We start from the raw sequence: 18802 nt of genomic DNA, 5'->3' as shown, positions 1-18802 counted from the left end.
CGGGATCGGGGCCGGAAGAGTGCAACCGGCGAGGATCCCGGGCCATTCCTGCCCGGTCCGGAACGGGTCAGTACGAGTCAGAACGGGAGGCCGAGGACCGGCAGGCCGATCGCCGAGTCGACCGCCAGCGCGACGAACACGATCATCAGGTACGTGTTCGACCGGTGGAACAGCGCCATCGGCTTGGTCTCCTCGCCGCGGTGCACGGCGGCCTGCAGCCGGTGCGCGTAGAAGAGGAACCAGCCGCCGGCGAGGATCGCGAAGGTCGCGTACAGCCAGCTGGTGACCGGGAGCAGCAGCAGCGTCCAGGCGACCATCACCCACGAGTAGATGACGATCTGCCGGGCCACGTGCTCGGCGGTCGCGACGACCGGCAGCATCGGCACGCCCGCGCGCTCGTAGTCGTCGCGGTACTTCATGCCCAGCGCCCAGGTGTGCGGCGGGGTCCAGAAGAAGATCACGCCGAACATCACGAACGCGGGCCACTGCACGGTGCCAGTGACCGCGACCCAGCCGATCAGCACCGGCATGCAGCCCGCCGCGCCGCCCCAGACCACGTTCTGCGACGTCCGCCGCTTGAGGCCCAGGGTGTAGACGAAGATGTAGAACAGGATGGTCGCGATCGCGAGGACCGCCGCCAGCAGGTTCACCGTGAAGTACAGGACGGCGAACGAGGCGAGGCCGAGGACCAGGCCGAAGATCAAGGCGTTGCGCCGCGGCACCGCGTCCTTCACCAGCGGGCGCCGCTTGGTGCGGTTCATGACCTTGTCGATGTCGCTGTCGATCACGCAGTTGAGCGCGTTCGCGCTGCCCGCGGCCATCGTGCCGCCGATCAGCGTCGCGACCACCAGCCACGGGTTCGGCACCTCGCGCCCGGCGAGGAACATCGCGGGGATCGTGGTGACGAGGAGAAGCTCGATGACGCGCGGCTTCGCCAGCGCGGCGTACGCGCCGGCCACCTGGCGGAAGCTTCGCCGGGCCCCGTGCGGTCGCCCGCCGTCCGGGGGTACGGCGCTGGTGTCTTCACTGCGTCCGTGCGCAGCGTTCACCAACGACATTTCTCTCCCTGAGTCAGTCCTGGGCCGGGTGGTCCGGAAGAAAACAGCCGGTGCTGCGTGGAAACTTCCGTGCCTGGCCCGCGATCGATGGTAGACGTGGCGGCCCGGCCCGACGCCCGCGGGTCCGGGACACGCCCGGCGATGTCTTCTCCGTCACGCCGCCCGCCCGGGACGCGATGAGTCGCGAGGGCCCGCGGCGGGTAGCCGAGTACGGACAGGCGGGCAGGATCACCTCACCCGCAGGGCTGTCGCCCGCGCTCGCGCGCACACGTACGCACTAGGGTGACAGCGACGGGCCGCACGCTCCGCCTGCGCAGCGCCGCCAGCAGGAATATCGTCCCTTCGGGATCGATTGAGATAACTGACGGCGCACACCGCAGCACCCGGGCGGCACGCACTGAATACAGCCATCACCTCACCGACGCAGGAGTTCGAGTTCAGTGTCCGAAACCTCTAGCAGCGAGACCAACCCCTTGCTCCGGCGCAACGTGCCGGCCGACTGGACCGAGACCGACACCCGCGCCGTAGACACCGCCCGGGTACTGGCCGCGGACGCCGTCGAGAACTGCGGCAGCGGGCACCCCGGCACCGCGATGAGCCTGGCGCCGCTGGCGTACACGCTGTTCCAGCGCACCATGCGGCACGACCCGGCGGACCCGGAGTGGCCCGCCCGCGACCGGTTCGTCCTCTCCGCCGGGCACTCCAGCCTGACCCTCTACATCCAGCTGTACCTGGCCGGGTTCGGCCTCGAGCTGGAGGACCTCGAGCAGCTGCGCCGCTGGGGCTCCAAGACCCCGGGCCACCCGGAGTACCGGCACACCAAGGGCGTCGAGACGACGACCGGCCCGCTGGGCCAGGGCCTCGCGAACGGCGTCGGCATGGCGATGGCGGCCCGCCGCGAGCGCGGCCTGCTGGACCCGGACGCCGCTCCCGGCGAGAGCATCTTCGACCACTTCATCTACGTGATCGCCTCCGACGGCGACATCGAAGAGGGCGTCACCTCCGAGGCCTCTTCCATCGCGGGCCGCCAGGAGCTGGGCAACCTGATCGTCTTCTACGACGACAACAAGATCTCCATCGAGGACGACACCAACATCGCGCTGTCCGAGGACGTCGCGAAGCGGTACGAGGCCTACGGCTGGCACGTGCAGACCGTCGAGGGCGGCGAGGACGTCGTCGCGATCGAGGCGGCCATCAAGGCGGCGCAGGCCGAGACCACGCGGCCGTCGTTCATCCAGCTGCGCACGATCATCGGCTACCCGGCCCCGACGAAGATGAACACCGGCAAGGCGCACGGCGCGGCGCTGGGCGCGGAAGAGGTCGCGGGCGTCAAGAAGGCGCTGGGCTTCGACCCGGAGAAGAACTTCGCCGTCGAGGACGCGGTGCTCTCGCACACCCGCCAGGCGATCGAGCGCGGCGAGAAGCTGCGCGCCGAATGGCAGGAGCGCTTCGAGGCGTGGGCCGCGGCGAACCCGGAGCGCAAGAAGCTGGCCGACCGGCTGTCGACCCGCACGCTGCCCGAGGGCTTCGCGGACAACCTGCCGTCGTGGGAGCCGGACGCCAAGGGCATCGCGACCCGCAAGGCCTCCGGCGAGGTGCTCAACGCGCTGGCCGAGCCGCTGCCCGAGCTGTGGGGCGGTTCCGCGGACCTCGCGGAGAGCAACAACACCACCATGAAGGGCGCCGACTCGTTCGGCCCGGCCGCGGCCGGCACCGACATGTGGAAGACCAACCCGTACGGCCGCACGCTGCACTTCGGCATCCGCGAGCACGCGATGGGCTCGATCCTCAACGGCATCGCGCTGCACGGCGGCACCCGGCCCTACGGCGCGACCTTCCTCACCTTCTCCGACTACATGCGCCCACCGGTCCGGCTCGCCGCGCTGATGAAGGCCCCGGTCATCTACGTGTGGACGCACGACTCGATCGGCCTCGGCGAGGACGGCCCGACGCACCAGCCGATCGAGCAGATCGCCGCGCTGCGCGCGATCCCGGGCCTCAACGTCGTCCGCCCGGCGGACGCCAACGAGACCGCGTACGCGTGGAAGGCCGTGCTGGAGGACGTGCACCACCCGTCCGGCTTCGCGCTGACCCGGCAGAACGTTCCGGTGCTGGAAGGCACCAACGCCGAGGGCGTCAAGCGGGGCGGCTACGTGCTGGCCGAGGCGTCCAACGGCGCCCCGGAGGTCGTGCTGATCGCGACCGGTTCCGAGGTCCAGCTGGCCGTCGAGGCGCGCAAGACCCTCGAGGCCGACGGCATCCCGGCCAGCGTCGTCTCGATGCCGTGCGTCGAGTGGTTCGACGCGCAGGACCAGGACTACAAGGACGCCGTCCTGCCGCCGACGGTCAAGGCCCGCGTTTCGGTCGAGGCCGGGATCGCGATGCCGTGGCAGCGCTTCACCGGCGACGCCGGCGAGAACGTGTCGATCGAGCACTACGGAGCCTCGGCCGACGCCGCGACGCTGTTCCGCGAGTTCGGCTTCACCGCCGAAGCCGTGGTCGACGCCGCCCGCCGCTCGATCGCCAACACCAAGAACTGAAGGGAGAGCAACCATGAGCACTGATCGGCTCGCACAGCTGTCCGAAGCAGGCGTCTCGATCTGGCTGGACGACCTCTCGCGGGAGCGCCTGAACTCGGGCAACCTCGCCGGGCTCATCCGCGACAAGCACGTCGTCGGCGTGACCACCAACCCGACCATCTTCGCGAACGCGCTGTCGAACGGCGCCGCCTACGACGAGCAGGTCAACGAGCTCGCCGCGCGCGGCGCGGACCTCGACGGCACCGTCCGGGAGCTGACCACCACCGACGTGCGCAACGCCGCGGACCTGTTCCGCGACGTGTACAACGCGACGAACGGCGTCGACGGCCGCGTGTCCATCGAGGTGGACCCGCGCCTGGCGAAGGACACCGACAAGACGGTGGCCGAGGCCAAGGACCTGTGGAAGACCGTCGACCGGCCGAACGTGATGATCAAGATCCCGGCGACCGAAGAGGGTCTGCCCGCGATCACCGCGGTGCTCGCCGAGGGCATCAGCGTCAACGTCACGCTGATCTTCTCCGTCGAGCGCTACGAGGCCGTCATCAAGGCCTTCTTCGCCGGCCTGGAGCAGGCGAAGGCCAACGGCCACGACCTCAAGGGCATCCACTCGGTCGCGTCGTTCTTCGTGTCCCGCGTGGACAGCGAGGTCGACAAGCGGCTGAACGCGATCGGCACCGACGAGGCCAAGGCGCTGCTGGGCGAGGCGGCCATCGCCAACGCGCGGCTCGCGTACGACGCCTTCGAGAAGCTGTTCGCCACCGACCAGTGGAAGGCGCTCGCCGAGGCGGGCGCGAACGCGCAGCGTCCGCTGTGGGCTTCCACCGGCGTGAAGGACCCGGCCTACTCCGACACCCGGTACGTCGACCAGCTCGTGGTCAAGGACGTCGTGAACACGATGCCCGAGAAGACCATGGACGCGGTCGCCGACCACGCCGAGATCACCGGCGACACGGTTTCCGGAAAGGGCGAGCAGGCGCAGGCGATCTTCGACAAGCTGTCGGCAGCCGGCATCGACGTGCCGGACGTGTTCCGCACGCTGGAGACCGAGGGCGTCGAGAAGTTCGAGAAGTCCTGGCAGGAACTGCTGGACACGGTGACCGGGCAGCTGAACAAAGCGAGGGGCTGAACCAGAGACCATGAGCGGGGACGAAACCGGCGTCGTGATCGTCGACGCCGAACTGGCAGAAAAGGCAGCGCCGCTGGCGCAGCGGCTGGCCGCCGACGGCGCCGCTGCCAAGCTCGCCGCCCAGGACTCCACGCTGTGGGGTCCGGACGCCGAGTCCGAAGCGTCGATCCGATTGTCCTGGACGACGTTGCACAAGTCGTCGCGTCCGTTGATCGGGGAAATCGAGACGCTGCGCGCGGAACTGCGCAGCGAGGGCGTGGACCGCGTGGTGCTCGCCGGCATGGGCGGCTCGTCGCTCGCGCCGGAGGTCATCACCGCCACCGCCGGCGTCCCGCTCACGGTGCTCGACACGACCGACCCCGGCCAGGTGGCCGACGCGCTCGCGGGCGACCTCGAGCGCACGGTCATCGTGGTGTCGTCGAAGTCCGGCGGCACCGTCGAGACCGACAGCCACCGCCGGATCTTCGCCAAGGCGTTCGCGGACGCCGGGATCGACGCGGCGCGGCGCATCGTCGTCGTCACCGATCCCGGCTCCCCGTTCTCCGAGCTGGCGGAGAAAGAGGGCTACCGCAAGACCTTCCTGGCCGACCCGCACGTCGGCGGCCGCTACTCCGCGCTGACCGCGTTCGGCCTCGTGCCGGCCGGTCTCGCGGGCGCGGACGTCGCCCGGCTGCTCGACCAGGCCGCGTCGGTGGCGGAAACGCTCGCCGAGGACGCGCCCGAGAACCCGGCCGTGCAGCTGGCGGCGGCTTGGGCGGCGGCGCACGAAGCCGGTGCGGAGAAGGTCGTGCTGGCCGACACCGGCTCTGGCATCAAGGGATTCCCGGACTGGGCGGAGCAGCTGATCGCCGAGTCCACTGGCAAGCTCGGCACCGGTTTGCTGCCGGTGGCCGTCGAGAGCCCGGAAGCGCCCGGCTTCGCCGACCACGGCAAGGACGCGACCGCGGTCGCGATCGGCGCCCCGGAAGGCGCGGCGCAGATCTCCGTGACCGGCCCGCTCGGCGCGCAGTTCCTGCTGTGGGAGTTCGCGACCGCGCTCGCCGGACGGCTGATCGGGATCAACCCGTTCGATCAGCCGGACGTCGAGGCGGCCAAGAAGGCGGCGCGCGCGCTGCTGGACGACCCGGAGAAGCTGAAGGGCGGCGAGGAACCGGCCACTGTGGACGGTGCCGTCGAAGTCTTCGGCAGCGAAGGCGTTGTCACCGAAGGAAAACTCGCCGACATCCTGCGCGCGTTCTTCGGCTCGGTGGCCGACGGCGGGTATATCGCCGTTCAGGCGTACCTCGACCGGCTGGACGACGCGTCGACTTCCTTGCTGCGCGGCGAAATCGCCAAGCGGACCGGCGTGCAGACCACGTTCGGCTGGGGCCCGCGGTTCCTGCACTCGACCGGGCAGTACCACAAGGGCGGCCACCAGAACGGCAGCTTCCTGCAGATCACCGGAGCCGTCGGCGACGACCTGTCCGTGCCCGACCGCCCGTACACGCTGGGGCAGCTCCAGCACGCGCAGGCGCTCGGCGACGGCCAGGTGCTCGCCGAGCACGGGCGCCCGGTGCTGCGGCTGCACCTGACCGACCGCGCCGCCGGGCTCGCCGAGCTCGTGCGGGCAGTGCAGGAGGCCGCTCAGTGACCACCTGGCGCAACCCGCTGCGGGACCCCCGCGACAAGCGGCTGCCGCGGATCGCCGGGCCGTCGAGCCTGGTGATCTTCGGCGTCACCGGCGACCTGGCGCGCAAGAAGCTCATGCCCGCCATCTACGACCTCGCGCACCGCGGCCTGCTGCCGGCCGGCTTCTCGCTGGTCGGCTTCGCCCGCCGGGACTGGGAGCACCAGGACTTCGGCGAGCTGGTGCACGATTCGGTGCGCGAGCACGCGCGGACGCCGTTCAAGGAGTCGGTGTGGAACCGGCTCGCCGAAGGGATCCGGTTCGTCCAGGGCACTTTCGACGACGACGAGGCCTTCGACCGGCTCGCGAAGACCGTGCGCGAACTGGACGAAGAACGCGGCACCGGAGGCAACACCGCGTTCTACCTGTCGATCCCGCCGGGCGCGTTCCCGGTGGTGACCAAGCAGCTGGCGCGCTCGGGCCTCGCGCAGGCCGACGAGAACACCTGGCGGCGCGTGGTCATCGAGAAGCCGTTCGGCCACGACCTCAAGAGCGCCCGCGAGCTCAACGCGATCGTGAACGACGTCTTCCCCGAGGAGTCGGTGTTCCGCATCGACCACTACCTCGGCAAGGAGACGGTGCAGAACATCCTGGCGCTGCGCTTCGCGAACCAGCTGTTCGAGCCGATCTGGAACGCGAACTTCATCGACCACGTGCAGATCACCATGGCCGAGGACATCGGCCTCGGCGGCCGCGCGGGGTACTACGACGGGATCGGCGCCGCGCGCGACGTCATCCAGAACCACCTGCTGCAGCTGCTCGCCTTCACCGCGATGGACGAGCCGCTGTCGTTCGAGCCGAAGGCGCTGCGGTCGGAGAAGGCCAAGGTGCTGGCGGCGACCAAGCCGATGCTGCCGCTCGACGAGACCACCGCGCGCGGGCAGTACGCGGGCGGCTGGCAGGGCGGCACGAAGGTGCCGGGGCTGTTGCAGGAAGCCGGGTTCGCGAAGGACTCGAAGACCGAGACCTACGCCGCGGTGACGCTGGAGGTGCAGAACCGCCGCTGGGCGGGCGTGCCGTTCTACCTGCGCACCGGCAAGCGGCTCGGCCGTCGCGTCACCGAGATCGCGGTCGTGTTCAAGCGCGCGCCGCACCTGCCGTTCGATTCCACCTCCACCGAGGAGCTGGGGCAGAACGCGCTGGTCATCCGCGTGCAGCCGGACGAGGGCATCACGCTGCGGTTCGGGTCGAAGGTGCCGGGGACCACGATGGAGGTCCGCGACGTCACGATGGACTTCGGCTACGGCCACGCGTTCACCGAATCGTCGCCGGAGGCCTACGAGCGGCTGATCCTCGACGTGCTGCTGGGCGAGCCGTCGCTGTTCCCGGTGAACGAGGAAGTCGAGCTGTCGTGGGAGATCCTCGACCCGGTCCTGTCGCACTGGGCCAAGCTCGGCACCGCGCCGGAGCAGTACCCGCCGGGCAGCTGGGGTCCCAAGTCCGCTGACGAAATGATGGAACGTACCGGCAGGCACTGGAGGCGGCCTTGATCATCGACCTGCCGTCGACCACGACGTCGGCGCTGAACAAGAAACTGGTGGAGATCCGCGAGCAGGGCGGCCAGGTCGCGCTCGGCCGGGTGCTGACGCTGGTGATCGTCGCGGACGACGACGCCAAGCTCGAGGACGCCATCGAGGCCGCGAACGACGCCAGCCGGGAGCACCCGTCGCGGGTGATCGTCGTGGCGAAGGGCGCGCGCACGGCCGCGCCGCGCATAGACGGCCAGATCCGCGTGGGCGGCGACGCCGGCGCGAGCGAGGTCATTGTGCTGCGGCTGTACGGCCCGCTGGCCGCGCAGGGGCAGAGCGCCGTGGTGCCGCTGCTGCTGCCGGACGCGCCGATCGTCACCTGGTGGCCCGGGGCCGGTCCGAAGGCCCCCGCGGAGGACCCGCTCGGCCAGCTGGCACAGCGGCGGATCACCGACTCGGCCGCGGAAAAGAGCCCGATAAGGGCTCTCACCACGCGTGCGAAGTCCTATGTGGAGGGCGACACCGACCTGGCGTGGACCCGGCTGACCCGCTGGCGGGCGCAGCTGGTGTCGGCGCTGGACCTGCCTCCGTTCGAGAAGATCACGAGCGCGACGGTGACCGGCGAGGCCGATTCGCCGTCGACCGAACTGCTCGCGGGCTGGCTCGCCGAGTACCTCAAGGCCCCGGTGCACCGGGTCAAGAGCTCGAGCGCGCAGGGCATCATCTCGGTGAAGCTGGAGCGGAAATCGGGCGCGGTGGAGCTGACGCGGCCGGACGGGCGGGTCGGCACGCTGACCCAGCCGGGCCAGCCGACGCGGCGGATCGCGTTGCAGCGGCGCAGCAACCCGGAGTGCCTCGTCGAGGAACTGCGGCGGCTCGACCCGGACGAGATCTACGAGGCGGCGCTGCACGGGCTGCACAAGATCGCCGCGTCCAACGGGTCGAAGCCCGCGGCTGCCAAGGCTCCGGCGAAGGCTTCGGCTTCCGCCAAGCCCGCGGCTGCCAAGCCGAAGGCGGCCCGCAAGACCGCGGAAAAGAGCGGCTCATGAGCCGGACCGAGGTCGTCGTCTACGAAAACCCGGACCTGCTGGCCGCGGCCGCCGCGGCCCGGCTGGTGACCCGGATCGTCGACGTGCAGGCGGCTCGCGGCGCCGCGTCGGTGGTGCTCACCGGCGGCGGCACCGGGATCGCCGTGCTGCGGGAACTGCGGGAGTCGAGCGCGCGGGACGCGATCGACTGGTCGCGGCTGGACGTCTACTGGGGCGACGAGCGGTTCGTCCCGGCGGATTCGGACGAGCGCAACGAGAAGGGCGCGCGCGAAGCCCTGCTCGACCACGTGCCGCTGGCTCCGGAGCGGGTGCACGCGATGGCCCCGTCGGACGAGTTCGGCGACGACGTCGACGCGGCCGCCGCGGCCTACGCGAAGGTGCTGGCCGACGCGGCGGGCCCCGGCGCGGACGTCCCGGAGTTCGACATCATGCTGCTGGGCCTCGGCGGCGAGGGCCACACGGCATCGCTGTTCCCGGAAACCGCCGAGGTGCGCGAAACCCAGCGCTCGGTCGTCCCGGTCCGCGACTGCCCGAAACCCCCGCCGACGCGCGTGTCGCTGACGCTGCCCGCCATCCGCCGCGCCCGCGAGGTGTGGCTGATGACCGCGGGAACCGCGAAGGCGGACGCGGTCGCGCAGGCACTGGCCGGTGCGCCGGAAACGCAGATCCCGGTGTCGGGCGCCCGGGGCTACCGGCGAACGCTGTGGCTCCTGGACCGCGAGGCGGCCGGGAAGCTGACGAAGGTGTATCAGCCGCCTGCCGAGTAGGTTTGCTTTATCGGGAAGGGCTCCTCGCGCGTTTGCGCGGGGAGCCTTTTTCGTTGCGCGGCAAAGGGTTTCTCGTAGCTGCTGTTTGCTGGCCGGTCAGCGCAGCCGACCAATCCGCCGCCCGTCCCTTTCGCCGCAAGGGTTTGGTGCGCCGGTCAGCATCGCCGTCGGGCAATCCACCAGAGACCCCGCCGATTCTCCGACTCCGCGCAGCGCCGCCCGCCGCGCCCGGCCGAGCGTTTTCCGTTGCGCCCCAACGGAATCCCGCTACTCCCCCGCGCCCGTCAGCACCGCCGCGGTCGCCGCCAGGTGGTCCATCAACAGCCCCGCCGCCTCGTCCGGATCCCGGCTCAGCGCGGCCCGCTCCAACTCCTCGTGCTGGGCGATCACATCCTCCACCGGCAGCCGGTACGCCGGGTGCACCGTCCACCGGCGGGCCAGTTCGCTCGCCAGCCACATCCGGTCGAAACTCTCCAGCAGCACGGCGTTCCCGCAGCCGTCGAGCAGCGTGCGGTGGAACAAGCGGTGCGCCTCCGCCCAAGCAGCGGAGTAGTAGCTGCCTTCGGCCGGCACATACATCGGCGTCCGGGCGAGCCGGTGCCCCGCCGCGCGCACCCGCGTCTCCCACTCCAGGTCCCCGCGCGCGACGGACAGCCGCAGCATCGCGGGCTCGACCGTCTGCCGCGCCTCGATGATCTCCTGCCACCGCTGATCGGCCAGCGTGGGCACGGCGAACCCGCGATTCGTCAGCCGTTCCGCCAGACCCTCCCCGACCAGCCGGACCAGCGCCTCCCGCACCACCGCCAGGCTGACCTCGTACCGCGCCGCCAGTTCCTGCGGTTTCAGCGCCTGCCCCGGCTCGACCTCGCCGCGCATGATCGCGTCGCGGACCCGGTCGTAGATCTGCTCGGACAGCATCTGCTTCATGCCGTCAGGATAGACAATCCTTCACATCATCGATCATTAAAGCTTTCGTCGACGAGGCATCGCTTCCAGGCGGAGGAACTCGGGTCCGCCAGCTCCGCGCTCGCGCGCCTCCCCGGGCGCCGGGCTTCGCCCCCCAGCAGCGGCGACCTTCGACTGCGCAGCGACACTTTCCACCCACCCGCATGGGTGATCTCTCCCCTGTACGCGTGGCGCGGATCCAGCGTCGACCTGGACGGCAAATGGACCAACTGACACTGGGCCAAAAAGCGGCTCACCAGTATGTGGGAACCGCCGTATGGTGAACATAAGGTGATGTGATCGACACACGGTGATGTCACCTGCGCATCGTTCATCCTGTTGGAGCAGTTGTGGAGATTAGAACACCACAAAAACCACTCTGGGTGAAACTTACTGTCAACACACACGTTCCCGTTAGCATCCGCACATTTGTTCACCGCCGCGCGTCCCGATCGGGTGGCCGGAGCATCTCATCACTAAGTCCACAAGACGAATGGGGTCGCCGCGATGAGCACTGAGGGACTCTCGATTCCTGGCATCTCGATGAGCAGCTCCGCCGCGGGAGCCGCCCGGCGGGCCAGGCGCGTAAACCTGACCGGGGCGTTCGCTGTGTTCCGGAAGCCCCTCGTCGCGACGATCGCCGTCGAGGCGGTGGTCGTGCTGCTGGCGGTGCTCGACGTCTGGCTCGTCGTGCCACCGAAAGCACAGCCGTATTCGCTCTACCTCTCGGCCGCCGCGTGCCTCGCGGTCGTGGTGCGGCGGCGTTTCCCGTTCCTCGCGGTGCTCGCCGCGGCGCCGGGGTTCTTCGCCGGATGGGCGCAGCTGGCGTCGATGCTCAACCTCGGCATGCTCGCGACGCGGCGGCAATTGCACTGGCAGACCTGGGTCGGCGCGGGATTGGTCTTCACCTGCCGGTTCGTGCGGTGGCCGCTGCAGGAGTTCTCGGAGCTGAGCTGGCGCGAGCACGTCCTGGACGGGATCTACGGCGTTCTGGTCGCCGGAATGCCGATCGCGATCGGCCTGCTGATCGGGGCGCGCGCGGAGATCTCGGCGAAACTGGCCGAACTGGCGAAGAGCCGCGACCGCGAACGCCGCTTCCACGCCGACGCCGTCCGCGCCGAGGAACGCACCCGGCTGGCCCGCGAGATGCACGACGTGGTTTCCCACCAGATCACGCTGATCGCCATGCAGGCCGGCGCGTTGCAGGCACAGGCCAAGGAAGGCCCGGCGCTGGAGACGGCGCAGGTCATCCGCCAGCTGTCGACGCGGACGCTCGAGGAACTGCGCTCGCTGGTGAGCGTCCTGCGCTCCGGCTCCGGCGACGACGGCCCGCGCCCCGGGATAGGGGAACTGGACCACCTGATCCGCACGTCGGACGTCCCGGTGCAGCTGACCGTCGAGCAGCTCCCGGACACCCTGCCGAGCCAGGTCTCGGCGGCGGCGTACCGGACGGTGCAGGAATGCCTGACGAACGTCCACAAGCACGCCCCCGGCGCGACGGCCACCATCCGCATCCACGCGGCGAGCGGCGCGCTGGACATCGAGGTCGAGAACGCCCGCGCCTGCCGCGCCGGAGAAGCCTTCCCGTCGGGCGGCCACGGACTCACCGGGCTCGCCGAACGCGCCCGGCTGCTGGGCGGAAGCTTCGAAACGTCCGGGACGGAGGACGGCGGATTCCGGGTGCGGGCGCGGTATCCGCTGGATCGCCGAGTCTCGTCGGACTGAGGCGGATTGGTCTGGACCGGTTAAGAGTCCCGGCCGCATCGGGTCAGCGATCCGAAGGGGATCGGCGCCGGTCCGGACCGCGGATGTCCGGCTCGGCAACGGAAGCCCGCTTCACAGAGGTCCAGACCACCACCACCTCCGGCGGCCCGGCTCGGTTCATTCGGCCCGGGCAGGCCGGAGGGGAGGGCTTTCCGGCCACGAAGTCCCCGCTGTCCCCGGGTCGGGCCCTGATGCGCGAAATCGGCCTGGACCGGTCAACCGTCCGCCCGAGAGACCACGCAGAGGACCAGACCGCCGTAAACCATCCCCACGAAACCGCACCGTTCACGTCGTCCGCACCGCAGCATCCCTGCCAGCTGTCCCGCAGAGGTCCAGACCTGTCCCCGCGGACTCAGTCCCGCCCTGACGTCGTCAGAGTCCCTCCGCCCGGCTGAGCCGCTCCCCAGGTGGTCTGAACCTTCCCCGCCAACGCCAACCCCCCGGGAACTAAAAAACCACCGACCCCTCGCCCTCGCGGACGGGAAGCCGGTGGTCCCGGAGAACCGTGCCTCAGATCAATTCGCGGCGCTGGCGGAGGCGCTCGAGCGCTTCAGCGAGGATGGCCTCGCCGTCGGCGTCGCTGCGGCGTTCCTTCACGTAAGCCAGATGCGTCTTGTACGGCTCGGTACGAGGCGCGGCGGGCGGATTCTGCTCGTCCTGACCGCCCGGGAGCCCGCAGCGCGGGCAGTCCCATTCGTCGGGGATTTCCGCGTCCATCGCGAACGACGGGCGAGCCTCGTGCCCGTTCGCGCACCAATACGACACCCGGCGCCGTGGCGCCGATTCACCCCGCTCCGATTCGCCCGAAGGACCGGCACCCACGCGGGTGCCGCGAATCGCGTTACCGCCAACCATGAATCCTCACCCGTTGGAATCGGCGGCGCGCCCCCCAATAGGCACGCCGATCGCAAGTCCCCTTCCGGGGACCCGGTCAGACCTTGAGCAGGAGGCCGAGACCCACGATGCTGATCAGCCAGATGGCCCCGAGCAGCAGCGTGATCCGGTCGAGGTTCTTCTCGGCGACGCTGGACCCCGCGAGGCTCGACTGCATCCCGCCGCCGAACAGGGACGACAGGCCGCCGCCCCGGCCGCGGTGCAGCAGCACGGCCACCACCAGCAGGACGCTGGAGGCGATCAACAGGATTTGCAGGAACAGCTTCATGTCATCCTCTGTGCTTGTCGGAGCATGCAGGGGTACGGCCGGACCCGCACACGTGCGGATCTTCACCGTACCCCTGGACTCGTCCACTGCTCTAGTGACGGACCGAACACACAGGCTACCCGGTAGTGCCCACGATCAGGGCAGCGGGCCACCGGCGGCGAGCGCGCAGAGCTTGGTGAACTCCTCGCCGTCGAGGCTCGCGCCGCCGACCAGCGCGCCGTCGATGTTGTCCGCGGCCACCAGCTCGGAGACGTTCCCGGACTTCACCGAGCCGCCGTAGAGCACCCGGACCGCGGTGGCGACCTCGTCGCCGTACTTCTCCGACAGCGTCCCGCGCAGGGATTTGCAGACCTCTTCGGCGTCGGCGGCGGTCGCGACCTTGCCGGTGCCGATCGCCCAGACCGGCTCGTACGCGATCACGACGGCCTGCACCTGCTCGGCCTTGAGCCCCTTGAGGCCCTCGACCAGCTGGTTGCGGGTGTGCTCGAGGTGCTCGCCCGCTTCGCGGATCTCGAGCTCCTCGCCCACGCACAGGATCGGCGTGATGCCGTGCTTGAGCGCGGCCTTGACCTTCTTGTTGACCAGCTCGTCGGTCTCGCCGTGGATCGCGCGCCGCTCCGAGTGGCCGACGGTGACGAAGCTGCAGCCCAGCTTCGCCAGCATCGGGCCGGAGATGTCGCCGGTGAACGCGCCCGAGTCCTGCGGCGACAGGTCCTGCGCGCCGTAGGTGAGCGAGAGCTTGTCGGCGTCGACCAGGGTCTGCACGCTGCGGATGTCGGTGAACGGCGGCAGCACCGCCACGTCCACCTTCGCGTAGTACTTCTCCGGCAGCGCGAAGGCGATCTTCTGCACCAGGGCGATGGCCTCGAGGTGGTTGAGGTTCATCTTCCAGTTGCCTGCCACGAGGGGCTTGCGTGCCACTTAGTTCTTCCCCTCCAGCGCCGCCACGCCGGGCAGCTCCTTGCCTTCCAGGTACTCCAGCGAGGCGCCGCCGCCGGTGGAGATGTGCGAGAAGCCGTCCTCGGGAAGGCCCAGCTGCCGCACCGCCGCGGCCGAATCGCCGCCGCCGACCACGGTGAACGCGTCGCTCTTGACGAGCGCCTCGGCCACCGCGCGGGTGCCGCCGGCGAACGCCTCGAATTCGAAGACGCCCATCGGGCCGTTCCAGAAGACGGTCGCCGCGTCGGCGAGCTTCTGCGCGAACAGCTCGGCGCTGCGCGGGCCGATGTCGAGGCCCATGCGGTCGGCCGGGATCGCGGTGACGTCGACGGCCTCGTGGGCCGCGTCGGCCGCGAAGCCTTCGGCGGCGAGCACGTCGACCGGCAGCACCAGTTCGACGCCGCGCTTCTCGGCCTCGGCGAGGAAGCCCTTGACCTGGTCCAGCTGGTCTTCCTGCAGCAGCGACGTGCCGACCTCGTAGCCCTTGGCCTTGAGGAACGTGTACGCCATGCCGCCGCCGATGAGCAGCCGGTCGACCTTGGTGAGCAGGTTCGCGATGACGCCGAGCTTGTCGGACACCTTCGAGCCGCCGAGCGCGACCACGTACGGCCGCTTGACGTCGTCGGTGAGCTTCTTCAGCACGTCCAGCTCGGCCAGCACGAGGCCGCCCGCGTACGCCGGGAGCACCGCGGCGATCTCGTAGACCGAGGCCTGCTTGCGGTGCACGACGCCGAAGCCGTCGGAGACGAACGCCCCGCCCGGCGTCAGCGCGGCCAGCTCAGCGGCCAGCTCGGAGCGGTCGACGGCGTCCTTGCTGGTCTCGCGCGCGTCGAAGCGCACGTTCTCCAGCAGCACGACGCCACCGTCGGCCAGTCCGGCCACCAGCGTCTTCGCCGACTCGCCGACGAGGTCGCCGGCCAGCGGGACCTCGGAGCCGAGCAGTTCGCCCAGCCGCTTGGCGACCGGCGCGAGCGTGAACTTCGGGTCCGGCTCGCCCTTGGGGCGGCCGAGGTGCGCGGTGACGACGACCTTGGCGCCCGCGTCGGCGAGCTTCTTGATCGTCGGCAGCGCGGCCCGGACCCGGCCGTCGTCGGTGATGGCCGACCCGTCGAGCGGGACGTTCAGGTCGCTGCGCACGAGCACGTAGCGGCCCTGAACGCCCTCGCCCAGCAGGTCGTCGAGGTTCTTGACGCTCATCTGGTTCAGAGCTTCGAGCCGACGAGCTTGATCAGGTCGGCGAGGCGGTTGGAGTAGCCCCACTCGTTGTCGTACCAGCCGACGACCTTGACCTGGTTGCCGATCACCTTGGTGAGCGGCGAGTCGTAGATGCAGGACGCCGGGTCGGTGACGATGTCCGAGGACACGATCGGGTCGACCGAGTACTTCAGGATGCCGGCCAGCGGGCCCTCGGCGGCGGCCTGGTAGGCGGCGTTGATCTCCTCGACCGTGGCCTGCTTCTTGAGGGTGACGGTGAGGTCGGTGGCCGAGCCGGTCGGGACCGGGACGCGCAGCGCGTAGCCGTCCAGCTTGCCGAGCAGCTCCGGCAGCACGAGGCCGATCGCCTTGGCCGCGCCGGTGGAGGCCGGGACGACGTTCAGGGCGGCGGCGCGGGCGCGGCGCAGGTCCTTGTGCGGGCCGTCCTGCAGGTTCTGGTCCTGCGTGTAGGCGTGGATCGTGGTCATCAGGCCCTGCTCGATGCCGAAGGCGTCGTTGAGGACCTTGGCCAGCGGGCCGAGGCAGTTGGTGGTGCAGGACGCGTTCGAGATGATCGTCTGCGAGCCGTCGTACTTGTCGTCGTTGACGCCGAGGACGACGGTCAGGTCCTCGCCCTTGGCGGGCGCGGAGATGATGACCTTCTTCGCGCCGCCGGCGATGTGCGCCTTGGCGGCGTCGGCGTTGGTGAAGAAGCCGGTCGACTCGACGACGACGTCCACGCCCAGGTCGCCCCAGGGCAGGTTCGCCGGGTCGCGCTCGGCGAGGGCCTTGATGGTCTTGCCGTCGACGACGATGCCCTCGTCGGAGACGCTGACCTCGCCCGGGAAGCGGCCGAGGATCGAGTCGTACTTGAGCAGGTGGGCCATGGTGGCGACGTCGCCGAGGTCGTTGAACGCGACGACCTCGATGTCGTGACCGCTCGCCTTCACGGCACGGAAGAAGTTGCGGCCGATCCGGCCGAAGCCGTTGACACCTACGCGAACGGTCACTGCTGCCACTCCTCTGGTGTTGATCACGGCGGCGGCGCGCCGGCCGCCGGCCGTGGGGTTGGACACTGCTGAAGTTCTCGTCCGGGACGCCCGCCCCGGAGAGCGCTTCCGCGACTTCCGGTTTCGGCGCAACCCTAGCGTGCGGGCGCCGTTGCCCCGGACTGCCCTGACGAGACTTCCACCACTGCCCGGGGACGTCAAGAATCGATTAAGAACCCAGCTCAGCCGGGTGAGGCCCCGAAACGGGGCGGGCGCTCCCACGGGCGGCGGGGGCCGGAGCGGACCACTCGCTTGATCGGTCTTGGTGCCCCGGTTCACGCTGTCGGGCGGAGCTGCCGGGGAAGGCGCGGCGGGCGGGGCGGGTTCCGGAGGTCCGGTCGGGGTCGACGGGGCGAGGAAGAGGCCGCGGGGACGACGCGGCGACTGGGATCGGGCGGGGTCGGAGACGGGTGTTCGGGGGCGGCTGGATCTGGTGCTTGCCGGGACTCACGCAGCGGCCGAACCGCCAGCCGGGAACGGAGACGGGTCTTCGTAGGCGACATGGCTCCGAAGCTCACCGGACGGTGCAGCACGCAGCGGCCGAACGAACTGCCAGAAGGGCCGGAGGCGGGCGTCAGGCGGGGTCGGAAGCGAGCGTTCGGAGGCGGCCTGGATCCGAAGCTCGCAAGACTGGCGCAGGGCGCCACGGCCGAACGGACTGCCAGAAGGGACCGGAGGCAGGAGCCAGCGGGATGGGAGGCGGGTCTTCGGAGGCAACATGGCTCCGAGGCTCGCCGGGACTGGCTCAGGCTGCGGCCGACGGACTGCCCGGCGCACTACGATCCAGACAGCTCCTTCTCCGCCGGGGTGCGGAACTTCGGCACCACTCGCGCCTCCCCCAGCCACTCGCTCAGCCTCGCTGCCTCCGCCTCCACGGCGGAGGTCTTCTCGACCCCGACGTCCTCCAGCAGACGGACCGCGACTTCTCCCGACGGGCGGTGGGACCAGGCTCCGACGATCCGGCCGTCGCTCCAGACCGTGGGGCCGATATTGCCGCTGCGGTCGAACAAGGCGGCGCGGTGCGGGCCGACGTACCAGTCTCGCGACTGCCAGCCCATCGCGGTCGGATCCAGGGCGGGGAGCAGGGCGATCCACGGGTCGGGAGCGGGGACCGGGGCGAGATCGTCGGGCAGGGCGATTGCCGGTTCGCCGTCCAGGTCCACCTCTGCCGGGCCGATGGCGGCCAGCGCTTTTTTCGTTTGACCCGCATTCCAGCCGGTCCACCATCGGAGGTCGGCGATCGGGGCGGGGCCGAAGGCGTACAGCCATCGCCGGGCCAGGGCGGTTCGGGCTTCGTCTTCGGAGAGGGCTGGCCAGTCAGCGGTGCCAGGGGCGGGGCGAGTTCGCCGGGCATCGGAATGGCTCGAACCGGCACCGCCGGTGGAGCGGCCCGGGTTGTCGTCAAGGCCAGATCCGGTGGCACCTTCTGCCAGCCAGTCGGTCAGCGGGGACCAGTAGTACTGCGTGCTTTGCCAACTCCCCCGCGGGCGGCCTCGCACGATGTGCCCTTCCGCGGCCAGCTGGAACAGCACCCGGCTGGTCACGTTGCCGATCGACTCGTACGGTTTTCCCTTCGACATCAGCAATTGCTGGCGCAGGCGCGGTTCGTCGTCCGCCAGTTGCTGGGCGGTCGCCGATCCCCTGGCGTGCAAGGCTTTTTCTACGCTCGCCATCACCTCGTCCAGCCAAGCCGCGGGGTTCGGGACGTTGCCCGGGTGACCCAGGGTGCCCAGTTGCTTTTCCAGCAGGCGGCGTTGACGCGCGGCGATGTCGTAGGAACAAGCCGCCTGAACCTGGGCGGCGGTGGCGACATCGGTGACAAACACGGTGCGCCGCATGCCCAGCAAGCGCAGGAGGGTGCGCCGGGAGTACAGGGCCTCCTCGACATCGGCGACCGAGATCGCGTGCACGCGCGACCACGAAGACAGGTAGACCGAGGCGGGATCGGTGGCGTGCAGCGCGACGACGCCGTCGACTGCTTCCTCGACGGTCGTCGTCCGCGCCGCCAGGTGGTGGCGTACGCCGAGGCGGGCCCGGCGCTGGGCGAGGGTCATCTTCACGACTCGATTCCTAC

General features: G+C 70.2%; 15 protein-coding genes. 7 read left to right on the top strand and 8 right to left on the bottom strand.

Going from position 1 to position 18802, the window contains the following annotated elements; genetic code table 11:
* Positions 1 to 77: 77 nt before the first annotated feature.
* A complete protein-coding gene (locus tag SSMG_RS11565) occupies positions 78 to 1058 on the bottom strand; it encodes a heme o synthase (RefSeq protein WP_037713373.1) in 981 nt (326 codons plus the stop codon).
* A gap of 488 nt (positions 1059 to 1546) precedes the next feature.
* Here SSMG_RS11565 and tkt point away from each other — a divergent pair, with 488 nt between their 5' ends.
* Genes tkt through pgl form a run of 6 tightly spaced genes read left to right on the top strand, consistent with a single transcriptional unit; the run spans position 1547 to position 9675 of the window.
* Positions 1547 to 3598 carry a transketolase gene (gene tkt / locus SSMG_RS11560; protein WP_286157044.1) on the top strand — a complete coding sequence of 684 codons (2052 nt, stop codon included), beginning with the start codon at positions 1547 to 1549 and terminating at the stop codon, positions 3596 to 3598.
* Positions 3599 to 3611: 13 nt separating this feature from the next.
* On the top strand, positions 3612 to 4724 hold the full coding sequence (gene tal / locus SSMG_RS11555; RefSeq protein ID WP_009075897.1) for a transaldolase: 1113 nt from the start codon (positions 3612 to 3614) through the stop codon (positions 4722 to 4724).
* Between the two features lie 10 nt (positions 4725 to 4734).
* Positions 4735 to 6354, top strand: a complete 1620-nt coding sequence (locus tag SSMG_RS46790; RefSeq protein ID WP_009075896.1) for a glucose-6-phosphate isomerase — start codon at positions 4735 to 4737, stop codon at positions 6352 to 6354.
* Positions 6351 to 7880, top strand: coding sequence for a glucose-6-phosphate dehydrogenase (zwf, locus tag SSMG_RS11545; protein WP_009075895.1), 1530 nt, complete (start codon positions 6351 to 6353; stop codon positions 7878 to 7880). Before SSMG_RS46790 ends, zwf begins: the two co-directional genes overlap by 4 nt.
* Positions 7877 to 8908, top strand: a complete 1032-nt coding sequence (gene opcA / locus SSMG_RS11540) for a glucose-6-phosphate dehydrogenase assembly protein OpcA (protein ID WP_009075894.1) — start codon at positions 7877 to 7879, stop codon at positions 8906 to 8908. Before zwf ends, opcA begins: the two co-directional genes overlap by 4 nt.
* On the top strand, positions 8905 to 9675 hold the full coding sequence (pgl, locus tag SSMG_RS11535; RefSeq protein WP_009075891.1) for a 6-phosphogluconolactonase: 771 nt from the start codon (positions 8905 to 8907) through the stop codon (positions 9673 to 9675). Before opcA ends, pgl begins: the two co-directional genes overlap by 4 nt.
* A gap of 267 nt (positions 9676 to 9942) precedes the next feature.
* On the opposite strand, the gene SSMG_RS11530 is transcribed toward pgl, so the two are convergent.
* Positions 9943 to 10602, bottom strand: a complete 660-nt coding sequence (locus SSMG_RS11530; protein ID WP_009075889.1) for a GntR family transcriptional regulator — start codon at positions 10600 to 10602, stop codon at positions 9943 to 9945.
* A 525-nt stretch (positions 10603 to 11127) separates the two neighbouring features.
* On the opposite strand from SSMG_RS11530, the gene SSMG_RS11525 reads away from it, so the two are divergent.
* Positions 11128 to 12345 carry a sensor histidine kinase gene (locus tag SSMG_RS11525; protein WP_009075888.1) on the top strand — a complete coding sequence of 406 codons (1218 nt, stop codon included), beginning with the start codon at positions 11128 to 11130 and terminating at the stop codon, positions 12343 to 12345.
* A 549-nt stretch (positions 12346 to 12894) separates the two neighbouring features.
* Here the strand turns inward: SSMG_RS11525 and SSMG_RS11520 are convergent.
* The 6 genes from SSMG_RS11520 to SSMG_RS11495 form a co-directional block, all read right to left on the bottom strand.
* A complete protein-coding gene (locus tag SSMG_RS11520; protein ID WP_009075886.1) occupies positions 12895 to 13239 on the bottom strand; it encodes an RNA polymerase-binding protein RbpA in 345 nt (114 codons plus the stop codon).
* A 76-nt stretch (positions 13240 to 13315) separates the two neighbouring features.
* Entirely contained in the window at positions 13316 to 13546 is a 231-nt protein-coding gene (secG, locus tag SSMG_RS11515) for a preprotein translocase subunit SecG (RefSeq protein WP_033292761.1), read from the bottom strand.
* Between the two features lie 135 nt (positions 13547 to 13681).
* The gene (gene tpiA, locus SSMG_RS11510) at positions 13682 to 14467 is read right to left on the bottom strand and encodes a triose-phosphate isomerase (protein ID WP_037713368.1); all 786 of its coding nucleotides are present in this window, start codon (positions 14465 to 14467) and stop codon (positions 13682 to 13684) included.
* Positions 14468 to 15682, bottom strand: coding sequence for a phosphoglycerate kinase (gene pgk / locus SSMG_RS11505; RefSeq protein WP_037713364.1), 1215 nt, complete (start codon positions 15680 to 15682; stop codon positions 14468 to 14470).
* Between the two features lie 5 nt (positions 15683 to 15687).
* Positions 15688 to 16689 carry a type I glyceraldehyde-3-phosphate dehydrogenase gene (gene gap / locus SSMG_RS11500; RefSeq protein ID WP_037713361.1) on the bottom strand — a complete coding sequence of 334 codons (1002 nt, stop codon included), beginning with the start codon at positions 16687 to 16689 and terminating at the stop codon, positions 15688 to 15690.
* Between the two features lie 815 nt (positions 16690 to 17504).
* Complete coding sequence (locus SSMG_RS11495) at positions 17505 to 18782, bottom strand: winged helix DNA-binding domain-containing protein (RefSeq protein WP_037716954.1); 1278 nt, start codon at positions 18780 to 18782, stop codon at positions 17505 to 17507.
* Between the last annotated feature and the right edge of the window lie 20 nt (positions 18783 to 18802).

Source organism: Streptomyces sp. AA4 (assembly GCF_000158875.1).
Classification (GTDB): Bacteria; Actinomycetota; Actinomycetes; order Mycobacteriales; family Pseudonocardiaceae; genus Amycolatopsis.
The sequence above is the reverse complement of the archived record's forward strand: the minus strand, read 5'-3'. Positions and strand labels throughout refer to the sequence as shown.